The sequence below is a fragment of the Pedobacter gandavensis genome (genome assembly GCF_032678465.1).
GTDB lineage: Bacteria > Bacteroidota > Bacteroidia > Sphingobacteriales > Sphingobacteriaceae > Pedobacter > Pedobacter gandavensis_B.
Map to the genome: position 1 here is coordinate 25,339 of NZ_JAVTSK010000015.1, position 13,671 is coordinate 39,009.

Below are 13,671 nucleotides of genomic sequence, written 5' to 3' on the forward strand. Positions count from 1 at the left end.
TTTATTATTGATGAATAGTATATGTAAAGTTGATGGTTGCTGAGCGTCCAAGAATATTGGATACAGAGCAGTATTTATCGAAAGTAAGGGCCAGTGCACGTTCTACTTTTTGAACGCTTAAATCACCATACAAATCAAAATGAATATTGATGACATCAAATATCGGCGGCATTTCTTCCGTTTTTCTGGTCGCCTTAATTTGAATCTTCACATCATTCAGTGGTTCTTTTTGTTTAGTGAGGACATTCACCATATCAATACCGCTGCATCCGCCTAAACCAATCAGCAACATCTCCATTGGACGGAAACCTTTTCCCTCACCACCAATTTCTGGTTTTGCATCCAATTCTACCTTAAAACCGCTAGAATTTTCTGCTTCAAAATTAAATTTATCGTTCTTTCTTATCAGGTTGATTTCCATAATTCACTAAACGTTATAAAATACTTTATTGGTTCTTTCAAGTTCAGGAAGTTGCACTGCTGCTTCAAAAATAGCATATACTGAAGATCCACTACCACTCATAGCCGAGTAGATGGCCCCTTGTTGATATAGATGCGTTTTAATCGCTTCTATTTCGGGGTATTTCAAAAACACAGAAGCTTCAAAATCATTTTTCAGATTCGCCTTCCATTCCCTTAAAGGCAAATGTATTAAATCTTTTACCGAACTGCGAGTGTCTTTGAGCATAATTCCAGCATAAGCTTCGGAAGTAGAGACATGGATATCGGGTTTCACTAGTACCAGGAAATAAGAAGAGAGATCAATCTGAATGTCCCTGAACTCATCGCCCTTTCCCTCTGCATATACCGGCTGATTACGGATAAAAAAAGCACAATCTGCGCCAAGCTGCCGGGCATAATCCTCCAGCTGTGGTATAGAAAGGCCCAGCTTAAATTTATCATTCAGAAGTTTGATCACAAAAGCACCATCAGCGGAGCCTCCTCCCAGGCCAGCCCCTACCGGAATATTTTTCAGCAAACAAAGCTGCTGTGCGGGAAGGTTAAAATCTTGTTTTAAGAGCTGATAAGCTTTCAGACAAATGTTGTCTTCCACCGCTCCGGGAACCGCTACTCCTTCCAGAATACAGCCCGTAACTTTGGCATCCAGAGTCTCCACAACATCATAAATTCTGACCGGATAAAATACCGTTTCAATATTATGGTATCCGTCCCTACGTTTTCCGGTGATCTGTAATCCGAGATTAATTTTGGCATTAGCAAAGGCAAGCATCCAGTCTGGTTTTGTAGGACAAACTTACAAAATCAATTTTTCCCTTTGCCTATTAATTCAAAATTCAGAAATCAGCTGTTTCCGCCCTTTGTGGGATTAAAAAGGTGCTTTAATGGATCTCCCTTAAATTCCTGTTAAAATCCTTACTTTTGCACTGGCTAAGTATGGGCATGAGGGAGAGAAATCGGCAACTTTTCTAAAAAACCCCAGTGATTATTGCAAAAGTATTATCTTGCAAATTCGCAGGCCGACAAAAAAAAGCTGGTCACAATACATGAAACAATATTTAGATTTAATGCAGCACGTGCTGGATCATGGTACACAAAAACATGACCGCACAGGAACCGGAACCATTAGTGTATTTGGTTATCAGATGAGGTTCAACCTTCAGGAAGGCTTTCCAATGGTAACCACCAAGAAGTTACACCTGAAATCCATCATCCACGAATTGATCTGGTTTTTAAGCGGAGATACCAATATCAAATACCTGAAAGACAATGGTGTAAAAATCTGGGACGAATGGGCAGATGCAGATGGCAACCTGGGTCCGGTATACGGTTCCCAGTGGAGGTCCTGGCCAACACCGGATGGTCGCAAAATTGATCAGATCAGTCAAATAATCAATACCATCAAGAATAACCCGGATTCCAGAAGAATTATCGTATCAGCCTGGAACGTTGCCGATATCGAAGAGATGGCCTTGCCACCTTGCCATGCCTTTTTCCAGTTTTATGTGGCAGATGGTAAACTAAGCTGTCAATTGTACCAAAGAAGTGCAGATATCTTTTTGGGAGTTCCGTTTAATATCGCATCTTACGCATTATTAACTATGATGGTTGCCCAGGTATGCGGACTCGAATACGGAGATTTCATCCATACACTTGGTGATGCCCATTTATACAACAACCATATAGACCAGGCCAGACTGCAATTGAGCAGGGAGCCAAAAAAATTACCGCTCATGAAGATTAACCCGGAGGTCAAAGACCTGATGGATTTTAAATTTGAAGATTTTAACCTGGAAGGGTATGAACCACACGCCCACATTAAAGGAGCTGTTGCCGTATGATCATTTCTATTGTAGTCGCCGTTGCCGAAGATAACGCCATCGGCAAAGACAACCAATTGTTATGGCATCTGCCTGCAGACTTAAAACATTTCAAGGACATTACTAGTGGACACACCATCATCATGGGCAGAAAAACCTATGATTCTATTGGCAGACCACTTCCCAACAGACGTAATATTGTGATTACCCGAAATCCTGAACTCGAAATCCCAGGAACAGAAATCACCAATAGTCTGGAAGCAGCACTTGCCCTTACCGAAGGTACTCAGGAAGTATTCATTATCGGAGGTGCAGAACTTTATAGACATGCTTTAGCTGCCACAAATAGGATTTACCTCACCAGGGTGCATCAAACCTACGAAGCGGATACTTTCTTTCCGGAAATTAATCTGGAAGAATGGAATGAGGTTAGTATAGAAAAGCATCTTCCAGATGAAAAAAACAAGGTCGCTTACACGTTTTCAACACTTGAACGCAAATAGTTAGCCACCTATAATAAAAAATTGAGAAGGTAGCCTATTATTTAAAAAAATAATTAGATTTGCCGACTTGTTAAAAAAATATATAGCTTATATAGACTAATAATTACAAACAAATGCAGGGTAAAGGTTTTATTAAATTTATGGCAATACTACTAGGTATTGTCTGTGTGTATTCTCTCTCATTCAACTTTGTCACTTCGAAAGTTGAAAAAGACGCAAAGGCTTATGCCAAAGGAGACTTAGATAAGGAAAAAGCTTATTTAGATTCTATGGCCACAGTGCCGGTTTATCCTGTTTTTGGATTTAACTACCAGTTTTGTAAAGGAAAAGAAATTAACCTTGGGCTAGACCTTAAAGGCGGGATGAACGTAACGATGGAGATCTCGTTATCTGAACTGGTTAAGTCATTAGCCGGCAATCCTGATGATGCTAATTTCAACAAAGCATTGACAATTGCGCAGGAAAAACTTAATGCAGGTGGAAAAGATTTCATCGCATTATTTGTGGATGAGTTTGAGAAACTTTCTCCGAATGTGAAATTGGCTGACTTCTTTTCAAATCAGGACAATGCTAAATTGCTTAAAGCTAACGCCAGCAATTCAGAGGTTAAAAATTATTTGTCTAAAGAAGCAACTAGTGCAATTGACCGTTCATTCGTGATCATCAGAAGCCGTATCGATGGTTTCGGTGTGGTAAGTCCTAACATGCAAAAACAAGAAGGTACCAACCGTATCCTGATTGAAATGCCAGGTGTTCAGGATAAAGAAAGGGTTCACAAATTATTGCAAGGTTCTGCAGAATTACAATTCTGGCAGGTATACAACAATGAAGAAGTGTATCCGGTATTGGAAAATATCAACAAGACGCTAGCTTCCACTTTAAAAACTACTGAAGTAGCTACAGCAGGTACTGATACCGCTGCTGCAAAATCAGAAAGTAAATTGGCTGGTCTTGCTAAAAATAAAGACACTAAAGATTCTGCTGCGGTAAAAAACAAAGACCTTGCAAAATCTAATCCATTATTCTCTGTATTAAACGTGCCTACTTACCAGGCTGAAAACGGACAAACTTCATTACGTCCAGGTCCGGTTGTGGGTTGGGTAGCTCAAAAAGATACAGCTAAAGTAAACTCATATTTCAAAAGACCAGAAGTAGCTTCTATCATTCCTCAGAGTTTCAAATTCATGTGGAGTGTAAAACCAATGGACGTTTCGACCACTGGTGGCGCTAAGATTTTTGAATTGTACGCCATCAAATCTACTTCAATGGATGGCAAACCAGATTTAGGTGGTGATGCAATCAGCGATGCCCGTCATGATTACGATCAGAAAGGCAGACCAGAAGTAACCATGTACATGACTGGTGACGGTGCTACAAAATGGAAAAAAATTACTGCTGAAGCAGCTGCAGATCCAAACAATAAAAAATCTATTGCAATTGTATTAGACAATACCGTTTACTCTGCTCCAACAGTACAGAACGAAATTCCTAATGGTATCTCTTCTATTACAGGTAACTTCACAGTAAACGACACACAAGATTTAGCCAACATCTTAAAAGCAGGTAAGCTTCCAGCTCCGGCAAGAATCGTTGGTGAGTTCGTGGTTGGTCCTTCTCTAGGTGAAGTGGCAATCCATGATGGTTTAATCTCTTTCGTACTTGCTTTCGTAGTGATCTTAGTATTCATGGCTTTATATTACAATAAAGCAGGATGGGTAGCTAACCTTGCCTTGGTGATCAACTTATTCTTCATCATGGGTATCCTGGTTTCACTAGGTGCAGTATTAACCTTGCCAGGTATCGCAGGTATCGTACTGGTAATCGGTCTATCGGTAGATGCGAACATCCTGATCTTCGAACGTGTAAGAGAAGAGCTGAATTTAGGAAAACCTACTCCGGTTGCGATCAAAGAAGGTTTCAAACATGCAATGTCTTCTATCATTGACTCAAACGTTACGGTATTTGTATTAGGTGCAATCCTTTACATCTTTGGTACTGGTCCGGTTCAAGGTTTTGCAACAACTCTTTGTATCGGTATCCTTTCTTCATTATTCTGTGCAGTATTGATCTCACGTCTGGTGTTCGACTGGTTATTAGAGAAAAAATCAAACATCACTTTCGGTAATAAATACACCATCCATGCCTTCAAAAACATTGCGTTTAACTTCGTAGGTCATAGAAAACTTTATTACACGATCTCTACAGTAATCATCGTTTTAGGTTTCATCTTCTACTTCAAAAATGGCGGATTAAACTTAGGTATCGACTTTAAAGGTGGTAGAACGTATATCGTTCACTTCGATAAAGGAATGGAAACGGAAGATGTGAAAGCTAAATTAGCTGCGGTATTCCCTGAGTCGGAAACTGTAGTTAAAACTGCTGGTGCTAACAACGAATTAAAAATCACCACTACATACCACATCACTGATCAGGACAATGGCGCAGATAAGTTAGTAGAAAAAGCCCTTCATGATGGTTTATCTAAAACTGGTGTTCCTTATAAAATTGAAAGTAATGAGAAGGTAGGCCCGATCATTGCAAGTGACATCGTTTACGGAGCTTACGGAGCAATCCTGTTCTCTTGTTTAGTGATGTTTATCTATATCGTAGTAAGGTTCAAGAAACTGAACTATGGTTTAGGTGCGGTAATCGCGTTATTCCATGACGTATTATTGGTACTATCTTTCTACACGATCTTAGACGGTGTACTTCCATTCTCATTAGAGATCGGCCAGGATTTCATTGCTGCAATCTTAACGGTAATGGGTTATACCATGACGGAAACTGTAGTTGTATTTGACCGTATCCGTGAGAAACTAGCGGAAACAGGAAAAGAAGACCTACATGGTGAAGAACGTAATAAACTGATCAACTTTGCCCTAAACAGCACATTGAGCCGTACTATTTTGACTTCATTAACAGTATTCTTCGTATTACTTGTGATCTTCATCTTTGGTGGCGCAAGTATCCGCGGATTCATTTTCGCACTATTGATCGGTCGTATCATCGGTACATACTCTTCATTGTGTATCTCTACCCCTATCGTTATCGATTTAGGTAAGAAGAAATAAGAAATCTTAAAATTTATAGATTAAAGGCACCCTTTTTGGGTGCCTTTTTTGTTATAACTATAATTTAAGAAATTCAATTATTATGGAGCAACACTTCCCGAAAGGCAACAAAACAAGAATAGTCATCGTAGGTGGGGGATTTGGTGGGATAGAATTAGCGAAGAAACTCAGAGATCAGGAAATAGAAGTGATCATGGTAGATAAACACAACTACCACACTTTTCAACCCTTGCTGTATCAGGTGGCTACCGGTGGACTGGAAGCCGATTCCATTGCCTTTCCCCTCCGCAAGATTTTCAAAGGACAAAAAAACCTCACCTTTAGGGTAGCGGAAGTGAATGCAGTTCAACCATTGAATAATTGCATACAAACCAGTATTGGTAGCATAGATTATGACCATCTGATCATTGCAACCGGCTCCACCAGTAATTTCTTCGGGCAAGACCAGATTCAGGAAAATGCCATGCCCATGAAGTCTATTCCTGAAGCCTTAAACCTAAGGAGTCTCATTCTTCAGAATTTGGAAGCAGCGCAGATTGCGACTGATCCACTAACCGCAACTGCACTGCTGACTTTCGTAGTAGTGGGTGGCGGCCCTACCGGTGTAGAAACTGCAGGTGCCCTGGCCGAACTCAAAAAGCATGTTTTAAAAAGTGATTATCCTGAACTGGATATTGATAAAGTCCGTATTTACCTGATTGAAGGTTCTCCGGAATTACTCGGTGCCATGTCTCCACAGGCTTCAAAAAAAGCGCAAATGTTTTTAACAGAGCTTGGGGTAAAGATCATGACTGAGTCCAGAGTACAATCCTTCGATGGCAATACCCTCACCCTGGCAGATGGGCAGCAGATCGGCGCATCCAACGTAATCTGGTCTGCCGGAGTAAAAGGGGTAATACTCGATGGTTTAAACCCCGAAAGCATCGTTCGTGGCAACCGTTTAAAAGTAAATGAGATTAATAAAGTTGATGGCTATGAGAACATTTATGCCATCGGTGATGTCGCAGCAATGATCACCGAAGCCTTTCCAAATGGGCATCCCGGTGTTGCTCCGGCAGCTATTCAACAAGGCAGGCAGCTTGCCGACAACTTAATAAAGCTCATCAAAAAACAGGCTACTACTCCATTTAAATACAAAGACAAAGGCGCCATGGCCACTGTTGGTAGAAACCGTGCCGTAGTGGATTTACACAAAATCAGATTTCAAGGGGTATTCGCGTGGTTTACCTGGATGTTTGTACATTTGATGACACTCGTTGGCTTTAGAAATAAACTCGTAGTTTTTGTAAACTGGGTTTGGAGTTATTTCAGCTACGACCGTGGCACAAGATTGATTATCCGGCCTTACCATAAGAAAGTAACACATGAACCAGCAAAAGTCGATTAAACTAATAGAATGCCCAAGGGATGCCATGCAAGGTATCCATGATTTCATAGATACAGACCTTAAAGCAGCTTATATCAATCTACTCCTCCAGGTAGGTTTTGATACAATTGATTTTGGCAGTTTTGTAAGTCCAAAAGCAATTCCTCAATTGAGAGATACCGCTGAAGTACTGGCAAAACTTGACATGAGTACGACCAGGTCAAAGTTGCTGGCGATTGTAGCCAATTTAAGAGGCGTAAAAGCCGCTGTTCAGCATCCGGAGATTCATCAGCTTGGTTTTCCTTTTTCTATCTCTGAGACTTTTCAAATGCGCAATACGAATTCGACGATTGCAGCTTCACTGGATACAGTGAAACAAATGCTGGAACTCTGTAGTCGCCATGATAAAACCGCAGTAGTTTACCTATCCATGGGTTTCGGAAATCCATATGGAGATCCATGGAATGAAGAGATCGTTTTAAACTGGGCTGAGGTTTTGGTGGGTTTAGGTGTCAAAATACTTTCTTTGTCGGATACAATTGGAGTCTCCTCTCCAGAAAGAATAAAAGCCATTTTGCCTGGAATGATCCAGACTTTTCATCAGGTAGAGGTGGGCGTTCATTTACACAGTACTCCAGAGACGCGTGTAGAGAAAATTCAGGCTGCCTATGATTCTGGTTGTTTTCGCTTTGATAGTGCCTTAAAAGGCTTTGGAGGCTGTCCTATGGCAACTGATGACCTGACTGGCAATCTGGCTACCGAAGACCTGATCTGGTTTATGGAAAGTCAGGGAGAAAAATTAGCACTAAATATGGAAAAATGGAAAGCTGCAGTACAGCTCTCCTCTCAAATATTTCTCAACAGTAACTAAACTTTTTTCACCATTTTAAAATGTTGGATTCCAGCTTCCTCAAATTGAGGGCCTTCGGCGATGAATCCAAACTTTGAATATAAAGGCATGGCATCCAGTTGGGCGTTCAGATAGATGTAATGCGCATCTGTAGGTAAATCTGCCAGTGCCGCTGCAACCAGTGCCTGGCCAATTCGTTTGCCCCTGAACGCTTTTAATACCGCGAATCTTTCTAATTTATACCCCTGATCGGTTTTCCTCCATCTACAGGCACCACATGGCTGGTTGTCCATTATAGCCAGAAAATGAGTAGATTCTTCTTCATGTTCCCATTCCAATTCCGGCGGGCAATTCTGTTCCTCTACAAATACAACCCTTCGGATGGCGAATACATGATCCAAAGTCTCTTTTCCAATCGCTTTATTTACAAATAGTGTTTCCATTGAATGCTGATGTTTCTACAAAGATGCTAAAAAACAGCAAGCTGTTTGCCATTAAAACCTGCCTAAAATGAGCACCTGAATTCTTTTTTAATGACATAAAAAAAACGCCTGACCAAATGGTACAGGCGTCTATGAATTAGATCTTAAAGGATAAAACTATAGTTTATCGCTTGCATCTCTACAGTTAAGGTCTTCAAACGCCTGAGTTAAACGTTTAACAAAAGCTTCCTCACCTTTACGTAACCAAACGCGTGGATCATAATATTTTTTATTTGGTTTATCATCGCCATCCGGATTACCGATTTGCCCCTGAAGATAAGCTTCATTTGCTTTGTAGTAATCCAAAACACCTTCCCATAATGCCCATTGCATATCTGTATCGATATTCATTTTGATCGCACCGTAAGAAATGGCTTCTCTGATTTCTTCCTGAGTAGAACCTGAACCACCATGGAATACGAAATTGATCGGCTTTTCAGCAGTAATACCGAATTTTTCTCTGATGAAATCCTGTGAATTCTTTAGAATTACTGGTTGCAACTTCACATTACCTGGTTTGTAAACACCATGAACATTACCGAAAGCTGCAGCTACTGTAAACTTATCACTTACTTTGCTCAGTTCTTCATAAGCATAAGCTACTTCTGAAGGTTGAGTATATAATTTCGAGCTATCTACATCACTGTTATCTACACCATCTTCCTCACCACCAGTAACACCTAGTTCGATTTCGATAGTCATACCCATTTTAGCCATACGCTCAAGGTATTTAGCAGAAATCTCCATGTTTTCTTCGATAGATTCTTCTGATAAATCTAACATGTGTGAAGAAAACAATGGTTTACCATGCTCTGCGAAGAATTTCTCGCCATGGTCTAATAAACCGTCGATCCATGGTAATAATTTCTTTGCCGCGTGGTCAGTATGCAAAACTACTGCAACACCATAATGCTCAGCTAATAAATGAACATGTTTCGCTGCAGAAACTGCACCTAATACACAAGCATTCAAATTGTCATTATTCAATGTTTTTCCAGCGTAAAATTGGGCACCGCCATTGGAAAGCTGAATCATAACAGGTGAATTAACTGCCTTTGCTGTTTCCATTACCGCATTAACTGTGTTAGTACCGGTAACATTAACTGCAGGTAATGCAAACTGATGTTTTTTAGCCTGTTCAAACAATTCCTGAACGGCATCTCCGTAAATTACGCCTTTATAGCCTTTTAAACTCATTTTTTATAATTTTATATATGCCGAAGTTAGGAAAAATATCCCTCCGGCCAAATCTAAGGCCTATTATTTTTAAGTAAAAACTACCTTAAACTCTTCTAATTTTTTTTTGTTTCTTTGTACTCGCATTTTTCAACAAATAACATGGCTTGGTTTAAGAGAGAAAAAAAAGGTATCAGTACAAGAACAGAAGAAAAAAAAGAAGCTCCAGACGGTTTATGGAACAAGTGTCCTAATTGTAAGAAAGCACTCCACAGTGCCGATCTGGTTGAAAATAAATACGTTTGCCAATATTGCGATTACCATCTTAGGGTGGGATCAAAGGAATATTTTCAGGTATTGTTTGACAATAATGAGTTCACAGAGCTGTTTGGAAACCTAACTTCAGGTGACCCGCTGAACTTTACAGACAGTAAACCTTATGTAGACCGTTTGGTAGAAAGTCAGGCAAAAACTGGCTTAAAAGACGCAATCAGGGCAGGTGTAGGTAAAATTGAAGGTCAGGATTTAGTAATTGCCTGCATGGACTTCGGTTTTATCGGTGGTTCTATGGGATCAGTGGTAGGTGAAAAAATCGCCCGTTGTATCGACTATAGCATCAAACATAAAATTCCATTCCTGATGATCTCCAAATCTGGTGGTGCCAGAATGATGGAAGCAGCATTCTCGTTAATGCAAATGGCAAAAACATCCGCTAAATTAGCTCTGTTAAGCCAGGCTAAAATTCCATACATCTCTTTATTGACCGATCCTACTACAGGTGGAGTAACCGCATCTTATGCGATGCTGGGCGATATCAATATTGCAGAACCAGGAGCTTTGATCGGTTTTGCCGGTCCTAGGGTAATAAAAGAAACCATTAAAAAGGACCTTCCAAAAGGATTTCAAACAGCAGAATTTGTTCAGGAACATGGTTTCCTTGACTTTATTGTAGATCGCAGAGCGATGAAAGCTAAAATTGCTGCTTTCTTAAAAATGGTGGCAAATTAGAAATTGAATCCATAAAAGAGCCTGCTTTAGTTCAGGCATAAAAAAAATGGGAGCTTTGTAAAAGCTCCCATTTTTTTTATGTTGATTTTTTCAAATCCCAGGTTCTAAGCCTACTTATTAGGATCAGTTGAGAAAGAGTAAGGGAAATCCGATTCTTTCGTTCCACGCTGCTTATTTGGCGTTGCAGACATATTGAAATCAAGAGTAGCACCCTTTGTCAGCTCAGAATGGCTCAACCAGTTTTTAGGATAAGCAGTACCGTTGTATTTTAAACCTTGAACATATCTGTTGTCATCGCTGTTGTTCGTCGCATTGATCACTACTTTCTTACCGTTTTCAAGATTTAAAGTTACCTTTTTAAACAAAGGAGCGCCCAATACATACTGATCCGTAGCAGGAGTTACCGGATAAAAACCCATTGCCGAGAAAACATACCATGCAGAAGTCTGGCCATTATCTTCATCCCCACAATAACCATCCGGAGTTGGTTTATACATACGGTTCATCGTTTCACGAACCCAGTATTGTGTTTTCCATGGTGCACCGCCATAATTATACAAATAAATCATGTGCTGGATTGGCTGATTGCCATGAGCATATTGTCCCATATCTGCAACCTGCATTTCACGAATTTCATGAATCACACTGCCATAGTAGCTATCGTCAAAAATTGGAGGTAAGGTAAATACAGAATCCAGCTTAGCTACAAATTTTTCTTTACCACCCATTAATTTAGACAATCCATCAATATCCTGAAATACTGACCAGGAATAATGCCAGCTGTTTCCTTCTGTAAAAGCATCACCCCATTTGAAAGGATTAAATGGCGACTGGAATTTTCCATCTTTATTTTTCCCCCTCATCAATCCACTAGATGGATCAAAAAGATTTTTATAATTCATACTTCGTTTTGCATACAAATCCGTTTCTGATTTAGGTTTACCCAGAGCTTTACCCAATTTATAAATGGTAAAATCATCGTAGGCATATTCTAAAGTACGCGCTGCATTTTCATTAATTTTCACGTCATAAGGCACATAACCCAATTCATTATAATACTTCACTCCTGCTCTTCCAACTGCATCCAAAGGACCTTCATTGTTTGCACCGTGAATTAATGCCTCATACAAAGTATTGATGTCGTAACCACGAAGTCCTTTAATGTAGGCATCCGCTACTACAGAAGCCGAATTGTTGCCTACCATTACATTGGCATAACCAGGACTAGACCATTCCGGCAACCAGCCTCCTTCTTTGTAATCGTTGATCAGGCCTTCCTGCATTTCCTTATTGATCGATGGATATACCAGATTCAGGAAAGGATACAAAGCACGGAAAGTATCCCAAAAACCAGTTCCCGCAAACATGTAACCAGGCAATATTTTACCATTGTATGGACTCCAGTGCACAATTTTATTATTGGCATCCAGCTCATACAATTTATTCGGGAAGAATAAAGTACGGTAAAAACTAGAGTAAAAAGTACGGGTCTGATCTACAGAACCACCCTCAACAGCAACCCTGCTTAATGTTTTGTTCCAAACATCTTTCGCCTTTGTTTTGGTGGCATCGAAGGTATCATTGGCCAGTTCTCTTTTTAAATTCAGTTCTGCCTGTTCAAAGCTGATAAAAGACGAAGCTACTTTCATGCCTATCTGCTCCCCTTTTTTTGTTTTAAAACCTACAATTGCACCAGAATGATCCGCTTTAATTTCGAGTTCATCTTTCAGTAACTCTTTACCCTTCCAGGCATTTGCAGATACAAAATCTTTGTCAAAATAAGCTACAAAGTAGTTTTTAAAGTTCTCTGGCGTCATTTTATGACTATGCCTGGTGGTATAACCAATCACTTTTCTTTCTTTAGGGAAAATCTTAATATATGATCCTTTATCAAAAGCGTCAATCACGACGAAGGAGCTATCGGATTTAGGAAAAGTAAACCTAAATTGTGCGGCACGTTCGGTTGGTGTAATTTCAGTGGTGACATCTGCATCTGCCAGGTACACGCTATAGTAATAAGGTTTCGCCACTTCTGCTTTATGAGAATACCAACTGGCTCGATCGTCCTGATCAATACACTTTTTACCCGTTACAGGCATGATGGCGAATTGTCCGTAATCATTCATCCATGGGGATGGCTGATGCGTTTGTTTAAACCCACGAATTTTATCAGCATCGTAAGTGTAAGCCCATCCATCTCCCATTTTACCGGTTTGTGGTGTCCAGAAGTTCATGCCCCAGGGCAGCGCAATTGTTGGATAAGTATTTCCGTTAGACATGGAGGGTTTGCTTGCCGTTCCCATCAAAGGATTAATCCATTCTACAGGATCGCTCAGTTTGCCAACGGTCTGCGCAAAAGCTGCAGAAGAGCCTGCAATCAGTAATGCGGTTAAGTATCGCTTCATCATCATGATATTGGATAAATAAATTATAATATTTGGTTTAAAATCCTGCCTCAAATGCAGGATTTAAACATTTCTGTAAAAAGCCTGTACATTCGTGCGCTAAAAACGTTTTAGCATTGCCCTAAAGTAATAGATTTTTGTGAATTATTTAAATAAAAAAAGGCACTATATTTAAATATGGTGCCTTCATTAGCAATGTAGCTGTAAATGTTACTTCAGATCTTTGGATGCTCTTGATTTATCTTCCAGGGAAAGTACCTGGCTCATGACTGGAGCCCATGGGTTTATTGACCCTGTGGTGTCTCTTTAAAAAAACTGTCCGACTAAAATCTCCGGCAGAAGAGGTATCACCAGTATCTGGCTTGTTGTTCCCAAAGTCTTCTTCCTCTTTGTACACAGTTTTCCTATGGCTGTGTTTTTCGTTTTTATTTTCCGGCTTTTCCATAATATGATGATTTATTGAAGTTCACCGTAGTTGACTAAGTAACAACGTAAAAACACTTATGTTTTATATAAAAAAAAGAAAAAAAC

The 13,671-nt window shown here is 39.9% G+C and carries 12 protein-coding genes; 6 read left to right on the forward strand and 6 right to left on the reverse strand.

Features of this window, described 5'->3' with window-relative positions; translation table 11 throughout:
* Positions 1–4: 4 nt before the first annotated feature.
* Both R2Q94_RS20955 and ispE read right to left on the reverse strand, forming a co-directional pair.
* Positions 5–421, reverse strand: a complete 417-nt coding sequence (locus R2Q94_RS20955; protein WP_316823430.1) for an OsmC family protein — start codon at positions 419–421, stop codon at positions 5–7.
* 6 nt (positions 422–427) lie between these two features.
* Positions 428–1,231 carry a 4-(cytidine 5'-diphospho)-2-C-methyl-D-erythritol kinase gene (ispE, locus tag R2Q94_RS20960; protein ID WP_316823431.1) on the reverse strand — a complete coding sequence of 268 codons (804 nt, stop codon included), beginning with the start codon at positions 1,229–1,231 and terminating at the stop codon, positions 428–430.
* Positions 1,232–1,505: 274 nt separating this feature from the next.
* On the opposite strand from ispE, the gene R2Q94_RS20965 reads away from it, so the two are divergent.
* From R2Q94_RS20965 to R2Q94_RS20985, 5 genes are all read left to right on the forward strand, one after another.
* Positions 1,506–2,300 (forward strand): thymidylate synthase, encoded by a 795-nt coding sequence (locus R2Q94_RS20965; protein WP_316823432.1) that lies wholly within the window; start codon positions 1,506–1,508, stop codon positions 2,298–2,300.
* On the forward strand, positions 2,297–2,782 hold the full coding sequence (locus R2Q94_RS20970) for a dihydrofolate reductase (protein WP_316823433.1): 486 nt from the start codon (positions 2,297–2,299) through the stop codon (positions 2,780–2,782). Before R2Q94_RS20965 ends, R2Q94_RS20970 begins: the two co-directional genes overlap by 4 nt.
* A gap of 113 nt (positions 2,783–2,895) precedes the next feature.
* Entirely contained in the window at positions 2,896–5,853 is a 2,958-nt protein-coding gene (gene secDF / locus R2Q94_RS20975; protein WP_316823434.1) for a protein translocase subunit SecDF, read from the forward strand.
* A gap of 82 nt (positions 5,854–5,935) precedes the next feature.
* The gene (locus tag R2Q94_RS20980) at positions 5,936–7,240 is read left to right on the forward strand and encodes an NAD(P)/FAD-dependent oxidoreductase (RefSeq protein WP_316823435.1); all 1,305 of its coding nucleotides are present in this window, start codon (positions 5,936–5,938) and stop codon (positions 7,238–7,240) included.
* A complete protein-coding gene (locus R2Q94_RS20985; RefSeq protein WP_316823436.1) occupies positions 7,218–8,090 on the forward strand; it encodes a hydroxymethylglutaryl-CoA lyase in 873 nt (290 codons plus the stop codon). Before R2Q94_RS20980 ends, R2Q94_RS20985 begins: the two co-directional genes overlap by 23 nt.
* On the opposite strand, the gene R2Q94_RS20990 is transcribed toward R2Q94_RS20985, so the two are convergent.
* Positions 8,087–8,512 carry a GNAT family N-acetyltransferase gene (locus R2Q94_RS20990; protein WP_316823437.1) on the reverse strand — a complete coding sequence of 142 codons (426 nt, stop codon included), beginning with the start codon at positions 8,510–8,512 and terminating at the stop codon, positions 8,087–8,089. The two genes, R2Q94_RS20985 and R2Q94_RS20990, sit on opposite strands and share 4 nt — an antisense overlap.
* A 156-nt stretch (positions 8,513–8,668) precedes the next feature.
* Positions 8,669–9,748, reverse strand: coding sequence for a class II fructose-bisphosphate aldolase (fbaA, locus tag R2Q94_RS20995; protein WP_316823438.1), 1,080 nt, complete (start codon positions 9,746–9,748; stop codon positions 8,669–8,671).
* Positions 9,749–9,889: 141 nt separating this feature from the next.
* Between fbaA and accD the strand changes: the two genes are divergently transcribed.
* Complete coding sequence (gene accD, locus R2Q94_RS21000; protein ID WP_316823439.1) at positions 9,890–10,735, forward strand: acetyl-CoA carboxylase, carboxyltransferase subunit beta; 846 nt, start codon at positions 9,890–9,892, stop codon at positions 10,733–10,735.
* A 110-nt stretch (positions 10,736–10,845) separates the two neighbouring features.
* Here the strand turns inward: accD and R2Q94_RS21005 are convergent, their stop codons facing one another.
* Both R2Q94_RS21005 and R2Q94_RS21010 read right to left on the reverse strand, forming a co-directional pair.
* Positions 10,846–13,140, reverse strand: a complete 2,295-nt coding sequence (locus R2Q94_RS21005; protein ID WP_316823483.1) for a GH92 family glycosyl hydrolase — start codon at positions 13,138–13,140, stop codon at positions 10,846–10,848.
* Between the two features lie 238 nt (positions 13,141–13,378).
* Complete coding sequence (locus R2Q94_RS21010) at positions 13,379–13,585, reverse strand: hypothetical protein (RefSeq protein WP_316823440.1); 207 nt, start codon at positions 13,583–13,585, stop codon at positions 13,379–13,381.
* Positions 13,586–13,671: the final 86 nt, after the last annotated feature.